Raw genomic sequence first — 13,857 nt, 5'->3', positions numbered from 1 at the left:
CCGACCATGATCTGGTGCGCCGACTGGTGGTTCTGCTGTGCGCGAGCGCGATATCGGTGACTGCTCCACCGGCCACCGCGGACGTCATCCCGTGGTTCGGGAACTCGGTGGGCAACGCCACCCAGGTGGTTTCGGTTGTCGCAGTGGGCCATTCGACCGCAAAGATCGATGTCTACCAGCGGACCCGCACGGGCTGGACACCGGTCGCGGCCGGGATTCCGGCCCATGTCGGCTCGGCAGGCATCACCCCGCAAACCAAGGAAGGTGAGCCGTCGACCCCGATGGGGACCTACCCGCTCGATTCGGCGTTCGGCACCGCGCCCAATCCCGGCGGCGGCCTGCCGTACGTGCAGGTCGGATCAGACCACTGGTGGGACAGCGACCCCTCGAGCCCGACCTACAACACCATGCAGGTGTGCAAAAAGGCCCAGTGCTCGTTCAACACGGCGGCCAGTGAGAACCTCGCCATCCCGCAGTACCGGCACGCGGTGGTCATCGGCATCAATAAAACACGCACACCCGGTGCCGGCTCCGCCTACTTCTTTCACGCCACCGACGGCGGGCCGACGGCGGGCTGCGTGGCGATCGATGACGCCACGCTCGTGAAGATCATCGGCTGGCTGAGGCCCGGTGCGGTGATGGCGATCGCGAAATAGCCGGGGAGGCGCTCAGCTTCCGCGCAGCACATTGATGACGGCGCTGAAGTCTTGCGCGGCGTGCTCGGCGGCGAAGTCCCGGTAAATCTGAGCGGCGTGGCTGCCCAGCGGGGCGCGCGCGCCGGTCGATGACACCGCGTCCATCGCCAGGTGCAGATCCTTGTTCATCAGCGCGGTGGCGAACCCCGGCTCGAAGTTCCGGTTCGCCGGGGAGGTGGGCACCGGACCGGGAACCGGGCAGTTGGTGTGCAGCGCCCAGCAGTTTCCGGTGGCCCCGGTCATCACGTCGAACAGGGCCTGGTCGGCCAGCCCGAGCTTTTCGGCCAGCACAAACGCCTCGGCGACCGCGACCTGCTGCACGGCCAGCACCATGTTGTTGCAGATCTTGGCGGCCTGGCCGGCGCCTGCCGCACCGCAGTGGATGATCTTGGCGGCCATCGGCTCCAGCACCGGGGTCGCCCGCCGCACTGCGTCTTCGCTGCCGCCGACCATGAACGCCAGCCGCCCGGCGACCGCACCGGCGACGCCGCCGGACACCGGTGCGTCGAGTTGGGCGAACCTGTGCGAGCCGGCCAGCGCGTGCACCTCGCGGGCGTCAGCGACCGAGATCGTGGAGCTGTCGATGAACAGGGTGTCCGGCCGGGCGGCCGGCAGGATGTCGGCGTAGCAGCTTTTGACCGCGTCCCCGTGCGGCAGCATGGTGACCACCGCATCGGCGCCGGCCACCGCTTCGGCAGCCGACGGCTGGATGCTCACCCCGTGCTGCTCGGCGGCCGCGGCGGCTACCGCCACCGGGTCGAAGCCACGCACGGTGTGCCCGGCGGCCACCAGGTTCGCCGACATCGGCCCACCCATGTGGCCCAGCCCGAGGAACGCCACGATTGCCAAGGTGTCTCCTTTGCGCCGGCTACTGCCCGGACCGGACGCGGGCGGCTTCGGCCCGTCCGATCACCATCCGCATGATCTCGTTGGTGCCCTCCAGGATGCGGTGCACCCGCAGATCCCGGAGGATTTTCTCCAGACCGTATTCGCGTAGATACCCGTAGCCGCCGTGCAGCTGCAGCGCGGAGTCGGCGACGCCGAAGCAGGCGTCGGTGACGTAGCGCTTGGCCATCGCGCACAGCTGGACCTTGTCGGGCGCATTGTCGTCGAGGGCGGTCGCCGCCCGCCACAGCAGCAGCCGGGAGGTCTCCAGCGCGGTGGCCATGTCGGCGAGGGTGAACCGGATCGTCGGCTCGTCGAGCAGCGGCTTGCCGAACGCCGCCCGGTCGGCCAGGTAACTGCCGGTCTTGTCGAACGCGGCCTGGCCGCCGCCCAGTGAGCAGGCCGCGATGTTGATCCGGCCGCCGTTGAGGCCGTTCATCGCGATCGAGAAACCGGTGCCTTCACCGTCGGGGCCACCGAGCATCGCCTCGGCGGGCACCCGCACGCCCTCGAGGATCACCTGCGCGGTCGGCTGGGAGTTCCAGCCCATCTTCTGCTCGGCGGCGCCGAAACTCAGTCCGGGCGTGTCCTTTTCGACGATGAACGTGGAGATGCCACGGGGGCTGTCGTCGCCGGTTCGGGCCATCACCACATACACGTCCGAGACGCCGGCGCCGGAGATGAACTGCTTGACGCCGTCGAGCACATAATCGCTGCCGTGCCGGACCGCCCGGGTGCTCAGCGCGCTGGCATCCGATCCCGCGCCCGGTTCGGTGAGGCAGTAGCTGGCGACCGCGGTCATCGGTGCCAGCTGCGGCACCCAGGTCTTGCGCTGTTCCTCGGTGCCGTAGAAATCGATCATCCAGGCGCACATGTTGTGGATCGACAGGTAGGCGGCGATCACCGGGTCGGCGATGGCCAACTGTTCGAAGATGCGCACCCCGTCCAGGCGGCGCAGCCCGGACCCGCCGACGTCATCACGGCAGTAGATCGCCGCCATGCCCAGCTCGGCGGCTTCGCGCATCACGTCGACCGGGAAGTGGTGGGTGGCATCCCAGTCCAGGGCGTGCGGCGCGAGGCGCTTCTCGGCGAACGCCGCCGCGGTCTCGACGATCACCCGTTCTTCGTCATCCATTGCTGTGTTCACTTGCTCAGCGCCTATTGCATTGTGGGGATATGGAATTCGGCGCCGTCCTTGATACCCGACGGCCACCGCTGGGTGACGGTCTTGACCTTGGTGTAGAAGGTGATCGACGCGGTGCCGTGCTGGTTGAGGTCACCGAAGCCGGAGCGCTTCCAGCCGCCGAAGGTGTGGTAGGCCACCGGCACCGGGATCGGCACGTTGACCCCGACCATGCCGACCTGCACCCGGGAGGTGAAGTCGCGGGCGGTGTCGCCGTCGCGGGTGAAGATCGCCACCCCGTTGCCGTACTCGTGCTCGCTGGGCAGCCGCAAGGCCTCTTCGTAGTCCTGCGCTCGCACGATGCACAGCACCGGGCCGAAGATCTCGTCGGTGTAGATCGACATCTCGGTGGTGACGTGGTCGAAGAGCGTGGGACCGGCGAAGAAGCCGCCGGTCAGATCGGCATCACCGAATTGGGTGTCGTCGCTGGCGCGTTCGCGGCCGTCGATCACCAGTTCGGCGCCGGCGGCCACGCCCTGGCCGATGTAGTCGTTGACCCGTTCCAGGGCCGCGCGGGTGACCAGCGGCCCGTAGTCGGCCTTGGGGTCGAGGCTGTGACCGACCCGCAGGTTGTTGATCCGCTCGGTCAGCCGGGCGCGCAACCGCTCGGCGGTCTGGTCGCCGACCGGCACCGCCACGCTGATCGCCATGCACCGCTCGCCGGCACTGCCGTAGCCGGCGCCGATCAACGCGTCGACGGCCTGGTCCAGGTCAGCGTCGGGCATCACGATCATGTGGTTCTTGGCCCCGCCGAAGCACTGGGCGCGTTTGCCATGGGCGGTCGCCGTCGAATAGATGTACTGCGCGATGTCGGAGCTGCCGACGAAACCGATCGCGGCGACGTCGCGGTGGTGCAGCAGCGCGTCGACGGCCTCCTTGTCGCCGTGCACCACCTGCAGCACGCCCGGCGGCAGCCCGGCTTCGATGAACAACTCGGCCAGCCGTACCGGGACCGAGGGGTCGCGCTCGGACGGCTTGAGGATGAAGGCGTTACCGCAGGCCAGCGCGGGGCCGGCCTGCCACAGCGGGATCATCGCCGGGAAGTTGAACGGGGTGATGCCGGCGACCACACCGAGCGGCTGGCGCAGCGAGAAGACGTCGATGCCCGGCCCGGCGCCCTCGGTGTGTTCGCCCTTGAGCAGGTGCGGGATGCCGACGCAGAACTCGATCACCTCAATGCCGCGCTGGATGTCGCCGCGGGCGTCCTCGAGGGTCTTGCCGTGTTCGCGGGAGAGCAGCTCGGCCAGCTCGTCGACATGGGTGTTGACCAGGTCGATGAAGCGCATCATCACCCGCGCCCGGCGCTGCGGGTTCTGGGCGGCCCAGCCCTTCTGTGCTTGGGCGGCCGAGGCGACGGCGGCGTCGACGTCGGCGGTGTTGGCCAGCGGCAGGGTCGCCTGCACGGCGCCGGTGTTGGGGTCGAAAACGTCGGTGCTGCGCTGTGACTGGCCGGCGGTGCGGCGGCCATCGATGAAGTGTGGAATTTGAGCGGTCATGTGCCATCCCGGGAATGTGTGTCGTGAGCTCGAGCCACCAACGAGAATACTAGGATATCCTAGTAAATGCGAGGGCGGGTGCCGTGGGCGGAAACTCGACCGCATGTGATCCTCGCAACACGCGGTCTACCGGGGGTAGACTGCGCGTCATGGCCGACACCACTACCGTCAAGGTCCAAACCAGCACCCGTGATCTGCTCCTTCAGATCGGGGCTTCCCGGCGGCAGAGCGCCGACCAGGTCATCCTGGCCGCACTGGCAGCTATGCGCCGCGACGAACGCCGCCAAGTGGCCGCGGCAGAAGCGCGTGCCATCAAGGACGATCCAGTCGATCTTGCTGAAATCCGGGCGATCCAGCAGGATCGGGCGGCGCTGCATGAAGGGTGAGGTTTACCGGCTGCCGGCGCGAGGCACGGGCCACGAGCAGAAGGGCCGCCGGTTCGCCGTGGTGCTGCAACCGGACTGGCTTGCTCTGAGCACCTGGATTGTGGCCTTCACCAGCACTAGCGCTCGGGAAGCCAGCTTCCGGCCGGTCGTCACCATTGCCGATCAAAAGACTCTGGTCATGTGCGACCAGCTCGACACTGTCGATCTCCGCCGACTTACCGAGCCGGTCGGCTTTTTGACCATCGAGGAGATCGGGCGGGTCGACGAGGCACTCGCGTTGGTCCTCGATCTGTAGCCGCGAATAAGGCGCTCGGGCGTATGCGGATTCAGCCCTGATCCCAGCTCGGCAGCAGCCCGGCCGCACGGACCTCGGCCAGCGACGGCGCGTTGCGGTCGCGCTCGGAGAGCACCACGGGGTGGTCATCCGGCCAGTCGATGCCGATCTCCGGGTCGGTGGCGCAGATGGTGTGCTCGCGTTGCGGGTCGTAGCCGGCCGAGCACAGATACATCACCGTCGAATCGTCCTGCAGCGCAACGAATCCGTGGGCCAGTCCGGCCGCGAGGTACACCGACCGGCGCTCGCGGGTGTCCAGCAGCACCGCATCCCAGCGCCCGTACGTCGGTGAGCCGACCCGGATGTCGACGACGACATCGAAGACCGCCCCCGACACGCAGGTCACATATTTGGCCTGCCCGGGCGGCACCTGGGCGAAATGCAGACCGCGCAGCACCCCGGCGCGCGACACCGAGCAGTTGGCCTGGCGCAGTTCGAAGCGGTGCCCGGCGAACGCGGTGAACTCGTCGTCGGTGAACCATTCGAAGAACAGCCCGCGGTCATCGGCGTGCTGGGTTGGGGTGAGCTCGAAGGCTCCCGGGATGGCCAGTTCGCGGAATGTCACGTCAGCGCCCCAGCTCGGCGTAGCGGGCCTCGGCGGCCTCTTTCAGTGGCGCCCACCAGGATTGGTTGGCGCGATACCACTCGATCGTCGCCCGCAGTCCGGCCTCGAAGTCGGTGTGTTCGGGTTTCCAGTCCAGTTCGTCACGCAGCGCCGAGGGGTCGATCGCGTAGCGCAGGTCGTGGCCGGGCCGGTCGGGCACGTGATCGAAGTCGTCGGGGTCGTGGCCCATCAGCCGCAGGATGGTCTGCAGCACAGAGCGGTTGTCACGTTCGCCGTCGGCGCCGATCAGGTACGTGCGCCCGGGATGCCCACGGGTCATGATCTGCCAGACGGCACTGTTGTGGTCGTCGACGTGGATCCAGTCGCGCACGTTGGCGCCGCTGCCGTACAGCTTGGCTCGGCGCCCGGTCAGCAGGTTGGTGATCTGGCGCGGGATGAACTTCTCCACGTGCTGATACGGCCCGTAGTTGTTGGAGCAGTTCGAGATCGTCGCGTGGATCCCGTAGGAGCGCACCCAGGACCGCACCAGCAGGTCGGCGGCGGCCTTGGTCGACGAGTACGGGCTCGACGGGTGATACGGGGTCGTCTCGGTGAACCGGCGCGGGTCATCGAGGGCCAGCTCGCCGTAGACCTCGTCGGTGGAGACGTGGTGCAGCCGCACCCGATGCCGGCGTACCGCCTCCAGCACGGTGAAGGTGCCGACCACGTTGGACCGCAAAAATGGCTCGGGGTCGGCCAGCGCGTTGTCGACGTGGGTTTCGGCGGCGAAGTGCACCACCGCGTCGGTGGCCGAATCCAGCTCACTGACCAGCTCGGTGACCAGCGGGGCATCGGTGATGTCGCCTTGCACCAGGCGGATCCGGTCGGCCACCGGCGCCAGCGATTCGCGGCTGCCGGCGTAGGTCAGGGCGTCGAGCACGGTGATCGCGACGTCGGGTTGCTGGGCGAGCGTGCGGTGCACGAAGTTGGCGCCGATGAACCCGGCGCCCCCGGTGACCAGCAGACGCATGGGGCAACCTTAGCCGGGGTCCCCGGGCGATTTCGGCGCGGTTTCCCTCGCTCAGCGGGAACAATCGCGCCGAAATCACAAACCCAGCGGCCCGGCCAGCTCCGTCAACGTCGGCAGCAGGCGGTCCCAGCCGCCCAGCACCTGGATCGTCACCTGATCGGCGCCGGCCGCCAGGTGCTCACCGAGCCGGGCGGCGACCTCGTCGGCACTGCCGTGCGCCACCACCGCGTCGATCAACCGGTCGCTGCCGGGCGCGCGCACGTCGCGCTCACTGAAGCCCAGCCGTCGCCAGTTGTTGACGTAGTTCGACAGGCGCAGATAGAAGCCGACCGCCTCCCGTCCCGCGGCGCGGGCCGCGGCACCATCGCTGGAGAGCACCACCTTGTGCTCGGGCGCCAAGAACACCGACGGCCCGATCAGCTCCCGGGCGGTCGCGGTGTGCTCGGGGGTGGTCAGGTAGGGGTGCGCCCCGGCGCTGCGCTCGGCCGCCAACTTCAGCACCTTGGGGCCCAGCGCGGCCAGCACCCGCCGGCTGGTCGGCACCCCGTCCGCGTCGAGGGCGTCGAGATAGTCCACCAAGGCGCGGTACGGGCTGCGGTACTCGGCGGTGGCTTCGGCGTGCCCGACGCCGATACCGAGCAGGAACCGGCCCGGATAGGCGGCCTCGATCCGGTGAAACGACTCTGCGACCGCCGGTGCGGGCGCCGACCACACGTTGACGATCCCGGTCGCCAGCTGCAGCGTCGAGGTCGCCGCCAGCAGCGGTTCGACGAAGGAGAGCTCGGCGGCCGGTGAGCCGCCTACCCAGATCGCGCCGTAGCCCAGCCGTTCGATCTCGGTCGCCTGCTCGGGTGTGGGGGCGCCGAAGGTCCAGACGCCGTAGCGGCCCAGGTCGGGTTTGAGTGGCAGTGCTTCGGTCATGTGCGTCCCATCGGGTGCGTGACAACGGTCGGGCGTTCGTACCAGTTTGTCACTGCCGACGATTTTGGCCCGGGCTCTTCAACGGGTATCGTGGGACGACGGTGCGGCTTCCGCGTCGACTCTTGCGTGCCCAGTCTGAGATTCTCAGGATCTACCTGGAATTTCCTGCCACCGGCCCACGTTTTGTAGTCGTAGTCGATGCTGCGCCGCGGCGGGCGCAAGCACATATACAAGTAAGCCAGACACGGAGGATCGCCGGAGAGTAATGGCCAAGAAAGACGGTGCCATCGAGGTCGAGGGCCGGGTGGTCGAGCCCCTGCCCAATGCGATGTTTCGCATTGAGCTGGAGAACGGTCACAAGGTGCTCGCCCACATCAGCGGCAAGATGCGGCAGCACTACATCCGTATCCTGCCGGAAGACCGGGTGGTCGTGGAGTTGTCTCCCTACGACCTGTCCCGGGGACGCATCGTCTACCGGTACAAGTAGCTCCGGATCGTCCAGCCGCCCAGAAGACGTAAGCCAACCAGCGATTAGAACAGGACCCCAGCAGCCGTGAAGGTGAACCCCAGCGTCAAGCCGATCTGCGACAAGTGCAGGGTGATCCGTCGGCACGGCCGGGTCATGGTGATCTGCTCGGACCCGCGCCACAAGCAGCGTCAGGGCTAGCTAGCAGTCGCCGGCCCGGCGTAGCCGGGCACCAGCCACAACTGAATGCAGACCTCCCAGTACCAGTGAATGGCTGGCATCTTTAGAGATGGGCCAGTTCACATACGCCCGGATCGGAGGCCGGGCCCCGGAGCTGTCAGCCGGGAACGGGCTGGGATCACAACCTCCGCTACGAAAGAGGAATGCCACCCATGGCTCGACTTGTGGGCGTCGACCTGCCGCGCGATAAGCGCATGGAGATCGCGCTGACCTACATCTACGGCATCGGCCGTACCCGCTCCAACGAAATCCTGGCCGCGACCGGTATCGACAAGGACCAGCGCACCAAGGACCTCACCGACGACCAGGTCACCGCGCTGCGTGACTACATCGAGCGCAACCTGAAGGTCGAGGGCGACCTGCGCCGCGAGGTGCAGGCCGACATCCGACGCAAGATCGAGATCGGCTGCTACCAGGGCCTGCGGCACCGTCGCGGCCTGCCGGTGCGCGGCCAGCGGACCAAGACCAACGCGCGCACCCGCAAGGGCCCCAAGCGCACCATCGCCGGTAAGAAGAAGGCCAGGTAATCGTCATGCCACCGAAGAAAGCGACCGGGCCCAAGAAGGGTCAGAAGACCCGGCGGCGGGAAAAGAAGAACGTCCCGCACGGTGCCGCGCACATCAAGAGCACCTTCAACAACACGATCGTGACGATCACCGACCCGCAGGGCAACGTCATCGCCTGGGCGTCGTCGGGTCACGTCGGGTTCAAGGGCTCACGTAAGTCCACCCCGTTCGCCGCGCAGCTGGCCGCCGAGAACGCGGCCCGCAAGGCGCAGGAGCACGGCGTGAAGAAGGTCGACGTGTTCGTCAAGGGCCCGGGTTCGGGCCGCGAAACCGCGATCCGTTCGCTGCAGGCCGCCGGTTTGGAGGTCGGTGCGATTTCCGACGTCACGCCGCAGCCGCACAACGGTTGCCGTCCGCCCAAGCGGCGCCGGGTCTAGGAGGTTAGGAAGAGATGGCTCGTTACACCGGACCCGCCACCCGCAAGTCCCGCCGTCTGGGTGTTGACCTCGTCGGCGGCGACCAGGCATTCGAGAAGCGGCCCTACCCGCCCGGCCAGCACGGCCGCGCGCGGATCAAGGAAAGCGAATACCGGCTGCAGCTGCAGGAGAAGCAGAAGGCGCGCTTCACCTACGGCGTGATGGAGAAGCAGTTCCGCCGCTACTACGAGGAAGCCGTCCGTCGCGGCGGCAAGACCGGCGAGGAACTGCTGCGCATCCTGGAGAGCCGGCTGGACAACGTGGTTTACCGCGCCGGCCTGGCCCGCACGCGACGGATGGCTCGCCAGCTGGTCAGCCACGGCCACTTCACCGTCAACGGGGTGAAGGTCGATGTGCCCAGCTATCAGGTGTCGCAGTACGACATCATCGACGTCAAGGACAAGTCGATCAACACGGTGCCGTTCCAGATCGCCCGGGAGACCGCGGGCGACCGCCCGATTCCGGGCTGGCTGCAGGTGGTCGGGGAGCGGCAGCGCATCCTGGTCCACCAGCTTCCCGAGCGTGCGCAGATCGACGTTCCGCTCGCCGAGCAGCTGATCGTCGAGTTCTACTCGAAGTAAGACCCCTGCACTGACCTGTGCAGGACTGACCGGCATCAAATAGCGGGTGCCGAGAAGGAGATGGAAAACACATGTTGATCTCGCAGCGACCGACCCTGTCCGAAGAGGTCGTGGCCGACAACCGGTCCCAGTTCGTCATCGAACCGCTCGAGCCGGGTTTCGGTTACACCCTGGGTAACTCGCTTCGGCGCACCCTGCTGTCGTCGATCCCCGGTGCGGCCGTCACCAGCATCCGCATCGACGGCGTGCTGCACGAGTTCACCACGGTCCCCGGTGTCAAAGAGGATGTCACCGACATCATCTTGAACCTCAAGGGCCTGGTGGTCTCCTCCGAGGAGGACGAGCCGGTCACCATGTACCTGCGCAAGCAGGGCCCGGGTGCCGTCACCGCCGGCGACATCGTTCCGCCGGCCGGTGTGACGGTGCACAACCCGGACATGCACATCGCCACCCTGAACGACAAGGGCAAGCTGGAGGTCGAGCTGATCGTCGAGCGCGGCCGCGGTTACGTCCCGGCCGTGCAGAACAAGGTGTCGGGCGCTGAGATCGGCCGCATCCCGGTCGACTCGATCTACTCGCCGGTGCTCAAGGTGACCTACAAGGTCGAGGCCACCCGTGTCGAGCAGCGCACCGACTTCGACAAGTTGGTGCTGGACGTGGAGACCAAGAACTCCATCAGCCCCCGGGACGCGCTGGCCTCGGCCGGCAAGACCCTGGTCGAGCTGTTCGGTCTGGCACGCGAACTCAACGTCGAGGCCGAGGGCATCGAGATCGGGCCGTCGCCGGCCGAAGCGGACCACATCGCGTCGTTCGCGCTGCCGATCGACGACCTGGACCTGACGGTGCGCTCCTACAACTGCCTCAAGCGTGAGGGCGTGCACACGGTCGGGGAGCTGGTCGCTCGTACCGAGTCCGATCTGCTCGACATCCGCAACTTCGGGCAGAAGTCGATCGACGAGGTCAAGGTGAAGCTGCACCAGCTGGGTCTGTCGCTCAAGGACAGTCCGGCCAGCTTCGACCCGTCGCAGGTGGCGGGCTACGACGTCGCCACCGGAACCTGGTCGGCCGACGCCGGCTACGACGAGCAGGACTACGCCGAAACCGAACAGCTGTAACACAAATTTCCGTCCCGGCCCTACCTGATACGGGGGTCGGCCCCATTTAGGAGAAGCCAGCAATGCCCAAGCCCACCAAGGGTCCCCGTCTCGGCGGGTCGTCCTCGCACCAGAAGGCGATTCTGGCCAACCTGGCCACGTCGCTGTTCACCCACGGCCGGATCAAGACCACCGAGCCGAAGGCGCGGGCATTGCGACCGTACGCCGAGAAGCTGATCACCCACGCCAAGAAGGGCACGCTGCACAACCGGCGTGAGGTGCTCAAGAAGATCCGCGACAAGGACGTGGTGCACTCGCTGTTCGCCGAGATCGCCCCGCACTTCGCGGACCGCAACGGCGGCTACACCCGGATCATCAAGGTCGAGGCGCGTAAGGGTGACAACGCCCCGATGGCCGTGATCGAGCTGGTCCGGGAGAAGACGGTGACCTCCGAGGCCGACCGCGCCCGCCGTGCCGCGGCCAAGGCGGAGAAGGCGGCCAAGGCCGAGAAGGCCGAGAAGCCGGCCAAGGTCGAGTCCGCCGAGGCCGAGGAGAAGGTCGAAGAGGCCACCGAGGACACCGAGGCTGCCGACGCGGCTGAGGACACCGCGACCGCCGAGGGCACCGACGAGTCCTGACGGCACCGCCGAGGCCGTCCGGCTTCGGCTCGACATCGCCTACGACGGCACGGAATTCGCCGGCTGGGCTGTTCAGGCCGGGCAGCGCACGGTCGCCGGGGTCCTCGACGACGCGCTGTCCACGGTGTTCCGCACCCGGGTGCGGCTGTTCGCGGCGGGGCGCACCGACACCGGAGTGCATGCCACCGGACAGGTGGCTCACGTCGACGTCCCGGCGGCGGCGCTCAAGCACGCCTACTCGCGGACCCGGTGGGACGGCGAGTCCGAATTCCTGGCGTTGACCAGGCGGTTGGCGCGTTTCCTGCCGGCCGACGTCCGGGTGCTGGAGATCGGCCGGGCCGCACCGGATTTCGATGCCCGGTTCTCGGCGCTGCGGCGCCACTACGCCTACCGGCTCTCGACCGCGCCGTACGGGGTGGTGCCCCAACTGGCCCGCTACGTCACCGCCTGGCCGCGGCAGCTGGATATCGACGCGATGGCCGAGGCGTCCCGACACCTGGTGGGGCTGCACGACTTTGCGGCGTTCTGTCGTCATCGCGAGGGCGCCACCACCATCCGTGACCTGCAACGCCTGGACTGGGTCCGCGACGGTGATCTGGTCACCGCGCACGTCAGTGCCGACGCGTTCTGCTGGTCGATGGTGCGTTCCCTGGTCGGGGCGGTGCTCGCGGTCGGTGAGCATCGCCGCGATGTCGCGTGGTGTGCCGACCTGCTGAACGCCGACCGACGATCCAGTGACTTCACCGCGGCACCGGCGCGCGGGCTGACGCTGGTCGGCGTCGACTACCCGCCTGATGACCAGCTGGGGGCGCGCACCATCATCACCCGGGACCTGCGCAAGCCCAGCTGACCTCCTGGGCGCGAGCGTGCACAGTTGCACGGCTTTGACGGCGTGTCGGTGTGCAAACACGCCCTCACGCGGAAGAACTAACGTGCTACAGCAGCCCGGCGACGAACGAGGCGGCCTGGTTGGCCATGCCGGGGGTGTAGCCGGAGTGGGCGGCGAAGTTCCGCCCGGGGGAGCAGACCGGGTCGCCGTCGGTGCACAAATCGATCGTTTTGAACCCGTACGCCGGGCTGTTCGTCAACGGCTGCCCGATCTTGTTCGAGGGGTTGCCGAACACCGCGATCGCCGCGATATGGTCGGCGGCCTCGGGTGGCAGCGGCGCGGTGAACCCGAAGCCGGGCACCGGGGCGGCGGCCACCACGTCGATGACCGCCGCGCCTTGCGAGTACCCGCCGAGAACCAGCCGGGTGCCCGGGCAGTTCTCCAGCATCCACATGATGTGGCCACTGGCGTCGTTGGCGCCGTCGGCCGCCCGGCCGAAGTCATAGCTGGCCGGATAGTTCACCGCATAGGTGCCGACCGACCGGGAGGTCCGGGCCCGCAGTGCACCGACGAAGGCATCGCCGACCCGGCCCAGGCCCGGCGGCTCATTGGTGCCCCGCGCGAACACCACCTCGGTGTCCGGACACCCGTCGGCCGACGCCGTCGGCGACGGAAACGGGCTGATCAGCAGTGCTGCGGCGGCGGCACAGGCCGCCAGGATCCGGTATGCCTTCACAGCGAAGGATAGTAACGAAAAAAATACTTGATGTGCTAACTAAACCGGTTGCGGCCGGTCAGCTGTCAGCGAACGAGCGGCTCGGCGTCGGGCACCGGCCCGGGAGACCGCAGCCTGCCGGCGATGAAGTTCGCCGCCTGGCTCGTCAGCGCCGGGATGTAGCCGTCGGTGTGGTCGGTCCACTCGTTGCCGGGGCCCTCGTGACAGATCGGGTCGCCCGGGTTGCACAGGTCGATGGCCTTGGAGCCGAACAAGGCGCTCTGCGCGCTGATCGGGCCACCCGCGCGGTCGGCGGGGTTGCCGAAAGTCGCGACCGCCACCACATGGTCGGCGAGTTCCGCGGGCAGCTGGTTGCCCCAGGTGATACCGCCCACCTGGGTGCCGGTGACGATGTCGATGACCGAGGCGCCCTGCGAGTAGCCGCCCAGCACCAACTGGGTGTCGGGGCAGACGTTGGCGGCGTCCTTGACGCGCCGGATCACATCGTTGGCGCCGTCGCCGCCGCCCAGCTGCAGCCGGCCGGCGGGGTAGTTCACCGCGTACTCGTCGACCTTCTTCGAGGTCTGCTGCCGAAGCGAGTCGATCATCGCCCGGCCCACCCGGCCGACACCGGGCGGCTCGCTGGTACCGCGGGCGAAGATGACCTCGACATCGGGGCAGTCGTACGCGGCCGCTGAGGGGATGGAACCGGGAACCACCGACGGGACGGTCAGCAGTGCCCCCGCCATCAACGTCGCCGAGAAAATGCTGCTCAACTGAACAAAACGCATAACGGAAATGGTACCGAAGCCGGTTTTCGCCCCGGACGCGACTGTGG

The 13,857-nt window shown here is 67.8% G+C and carries 19 protein-coding genes; 11 read left to right on the top strand and 8 right to left on the bottom strand.

The window, feature by feature from the left end:
• Positions 1 to 14 precede the first annotated feature (14 nt).
• Positions 15 to 656 carry a L,D-transpeptidase family protein gene (locus BST28_RS05400; RefSeq protein WP_029249105.1) on the top strand — a complete coding sequence of 214 codons (642 nt, stop codon included), beginning with the start codon at positions 15 to 17 and terminating at the stop codon, positions 654 to 656.
• Positions 657 to 668: 12 nt separating this feature from the next.
• Here the strand turns inward: BST28_RS05400 and mmsB are convergent, their stop codons facing one another.
• From mmsB to BST28_RS05385, 3 genes are read right to left on the bottom strand one after another with little or no spacing between them, the layout of a single operon-like run.
• On the bottom strand, positions 669 to 1,544 hold the full coding sequence (gene mmsB / locus BST28_RS05395; RefSeq protein WP_083080257.1) for a 3-hydroxyisobutyrate dehydrogenase: 876 nt from the start codon (positions 1,542 to 1,544) through the stop codon (positions 669 to 671).
• Between the two features lie 19 nt (positions 1,545 to 1,563).
• On the bottom strand, positions 1,564 to 2,715 hold the full coding sequence (locus BST28_RS05390) for an acyl-CoA dehydrogenase family protein (RefSeq protein ID WP_064923433.1): 1,152 nt from the start codon (positions 2,713 to 2,715) through the stop codon (positions 1,564 to 1,566).
• Between the two features lie 23 nt (positions 2,716 to 2,738).
• Entirely contained in the window at positions 2,739 to 4,259 is a 1,521-nt protein-coding gene (locus BST28_RS05385; protein WP_019738173.1) for a CoA-acylating methylmalonate-semialdehyde dehydrogenase, read from the bottom strand.
• A 149-nt stretch (positions 4,260 to 4,408) separates the two neighbouring features.
• On the opposite strand from BST28_RS05385, the gene BST28_RS05380 reads away from it, so the two are divergent.
• Together BST28_RS05380 and BST28_RS05375 are read left to right on the top strand one after the other, a co-directional pair.
• Positions 4,409 to 4,645: a hypothetical protein gene (locus BST28_RS05380; RefSeq protein ID WP_019738174.1), complete on the top strand. Its 237-nt coding sequence runs from the start codon at positions 4,409 to 4,411 to the stop codon at positions 4,643 to 4,645.
• Positions 4,635 to 4,940 carry a type II toxin-antitoxin system PemK/MazF family toxin gene (locus BST28_RS05375; protein WP_019738175.1) on the top strand — a complete coding sequence of 102 codons (306 nt, stop codon included), beginning with the start codon at positions 4,635 to 4,637 and terminating at the stop codon, positions 4,938 to 4,940. The genes BST28_RS05380 and BST28_RS05375 overlap by 11 nt, the downstream gene beginning before the upstream one ends.
• Before the next feature lie 31 nt (positions 4,941 to 4,971).
• Here the strand turns inward: BST28_RS05375 and rfbC are convergent, their stop codons facing one another.
• From rfbC to BST28_RS05360, 3 genes are all read right to left on the bottom strand, one after another.
• Complete coding sequence (gene rfbC / locus BST28_RS05370) at positions 4,972 to 5,544, bottom strand: dTDP-4-dehydrorhamnose 3,5-epimerase (protein WP_019738176.1); 573 nt, start codon at positions 5,542 to 5,544, stop codon at positions 4,972 to 4,974.
• A gap of 1 nt (position 5,545) precedes the next feature.
• Positions 5,546 to 6,553: a dTDP-glucose 4,6-dehydratase gene (gene rfbB, locus BST28_RS05365; protein ID WP_019738177.1), complete on the bottom strand. Its 1,008-nt coding sequence runs from the start codon at positions 6,551 to 6,553 to the stop codon at positions 5,546 to 5,548.
• Between the two features lie 75 nt (positions 6,554 to 6,628).
• Positions 6,629 to 7,474: an LLM class F420-dependent oxidoreductase gene (locus tag BST28_RS05360; protein ID WP_019738178.1), complete on the bottom strand. Its 846-nt coding sequence runs from the start codon at positions 7,472 to 7,474 to the stop codon at positions 6,629 to 6,631.
• A 265-nt stretch (positions 7,475 to 7,739) separates the two neighbouring features.
• Between BST28_RS05360 and infA the strand changes: the two genes are divergently transcribed.
• From infA to truA, 8 genes are all read left to right on the top strand, one after another.
• Entirely contained in the window at positions 7,740 to 7,961 is a 222-nt protein-coding gene (gene infA, locus BST28_RS05355; protein ID WP_003418601.1) for a translation initiation factor IF-1, read from the top strand.
• A gap of 66 nt (positions 7,962 to 8,027) precedes the next feature.
• Positions 8,028 to 8,141 (top strand): 50S ribosomal protein L36, encoded by a 114-nt coding sequence (gene rpmJ / locus BST28_RS05350; protein ID WP_003879483.1) that lies wholly within the window; start codon positions 8,028 to 8,030, stop codon positions 8,139 to 8,141.
• Positions 8,142 to 8,332: 191 nt separating this feature from the next.
• Positions 8,333 to 8,707, top strand: coding sequence for a 30S ribosomal protein S13 (rpsM, locus tag BST28_RS05345; protein ID WP_029249411.1), 375 nt, complete (start codon positions 8,333 to 8,335; stop codon positions 8,705 to 8,707).
• 5 nt (positions 8,708 to 8,712) lie between these two features.
• Entirely contained in the window at positions 8,713 to 9,123 is a 411-nt protein-coding gene (gene rpsK / locus BST28_RS05340; RefSeq protein ID WP_019738180.1) for a 30S ribosomal protein S11, read from the top strand.
• Between the two features lie 14 nt (positions 9,124 to 9,137).
• Positions 9,138 to 9,743, top strand: coding sequence for a 30S ribosomal protein S4 (gene rpsD / locus BST28_RS05335; RefSeq protein ID WP_019738181.1), 606 nt, complete (start codon positions 9,138 to 9,140; stop codon positions 9,741 to 9,743).
• Between the two features lie 71 nt (positions 9,744 to 9,814).
• Positions 9,815 to 10,858, top strand: a complete 1,044-nt coding sequence (locus BST28_RS05330; protein WP_019738182.1) for a DNA-directed RNA polymerase subunit alpha — start codon at positions 9,815 to 9,817, stop codon at positions 10,856 to 10,858.
• 62 nt (positions 10,859 to 10,920) lie between these two features.
• Positions 10,921 to 11,475 (top strand): 50S ribosomal protein L17, encoded by a 555-nt coding sequence (gene rplQ, locus BST28_RS05325; protein ID WP_019738183.1) that lies wholly within the window; start codon positions 10,921 to 10,923, stop codon positions 11,473 to 11,475.
• Complete coding sequence (gene truA, locus BST28_RS05320) at positions 11,435 to 12,325, top strand: tRNA pseudouridine(38-40) synthase TruA (RefSeq protein WP_029249412.1); 891 nt, start codon at positions 11,435 to 11,437, stop codon at positions 12,323 to 12,325. Before rplQ ends, truA begins: the two co-directional genes overlap by 41 nt.
• An 85-nt stretch (positions 12,326 to 12,410) precedes the next feature.
• Here the strand turns inward: truA and BST28_RS05315 are convergent, their stop codons facing one another.
• Both BST28_RS05315 and BST28_RS05310 read right to left on the bottom strand, forming a co-directional pair.
• A complete protein-coding gene (locus BST28_RS05315) occupies positions 12,411 to 13,040 on the bottom strand; it encodes a cutinase family protein (RefSeq protein ID WP_019738185.1) in 630 nt (209 codons plus the stop codon).
• Positions 13,041 to 13,105: 65 nt separating this feature from the next.
• Positions 13,106 to 13,810: a cutinase family protein gene (locus BST28_RS05310; protein WP_019738186.1), complete on the bottom strand. Its 705-nt coding sequence runs from the start codon at positions 13,808 to 13,810 to the stop codon at positions 13,106 to 13,108.
• Positions 13,811 to 13,857 lie beyond the last annotated feature (47 nt).

Origin of the sequence: Mycolicibacter kumamotonensis (assembly GCF_002086285.1) — a bacterium.
In the GTDB taxonomy this organism is placed as follows: domain Bacteria; phylum Actinomycetota; class Actinomycetes; order Mycobacteriales; family Mycobacteriaceae; genus Mycobacterium; species Mycobacterium kumamotonense.
The sequence above is the reverse complement of the archived record's forward strand: the minus strand, read 5'-3'. Positions and strand labels throughout refer to the sequence as shown.

Coding starts and splice junctions, on each gene's coding strand:
- rplQ (WP_019738183.1), top strand. CDS start 10,921: ATGCCCAAGCCCACCAAGGGTCCCCGTCTCGGCGGGTCGTCCTCGCAC.
- BST28_RS05330 (WP_019738182.1), top strand. CDS start 9,815: ATGTTGATCTCGCAGCGACCGACCCTGTCCGAAGAGGTCGTGGCCGAC.
- rpsM (WP_029249411.1), top strand. CDS start 8,333: ATGGCTCGACTTGTGGGCGTCGACCTGCCGCGCGATAAGCGCATGGAG.
- rpsK (WP_019738180.1), top strand. CDS start 8,713: ATGCCACCGAAGAAAGCGACCGGGCCCAAGAAGGGTCAGAAGACCCGG.
- BST28_RS05380 (WP_019738174.1), top strand. CDS start 4,409: ATGGCCGACACCACTACCGTCAAGGTCCAAACCAGCACCCGTGATCTG.
- infA (WP_003418601.1), top strand. CDS start 7,740: ATGGCCAAGAAAGACGGTGCCATCGAGGTCGAGGGCCGGGTGGTCGAG.
- rpsD (WP_019738181.1), top strand. CDS start 9,138: ATGGCTCGTTACACCGGACCCGCCACCCGCAAGTCCCGCCGTCTGGGT.
- BST28_RS05385 (WP_019738173.1), bottom strand. CDS start 4,259: ATGACCGCTCAAATTCCACACTTCATCGATGGCCGCCGCACCGCCGGC.
- BST28_RS05375 (WP_019738175.1), top strand. CDS start 4,635: ATGAAGGGTGAGGTTTACCGGCTGCCGGCGCGAGGCACGGGCCACGAG.
- BST28_RS05390 (WP_064923433.1), bottom strand. CDS start 2,715: ATGGATGACGAAGAACGGGTGATCGTCGAGACCGCGGCGGCGTTCGCC.
- rfbB (WP_019738177.1), bottom strand. CDS start 6,553: ATGCGTCTGCTGGTCACCGGGGGCGCCGGGTTCATCGGCGCCAACTTC.
- BST28_RS05310 (WP_019738186.1), bottom strand. CDS start 13,810: ATGCGTTTTGTTCAGTTGAGCAGCATTTTCTCGGCGACGTTGATGGCG.
- BST28_RS05360 (WP_019738178.1), bottom strand. CDS start 7,474: ATGACCGAAGCACTGCCACTCAAACCCGACCTGGGCCGCTACGGCGTC.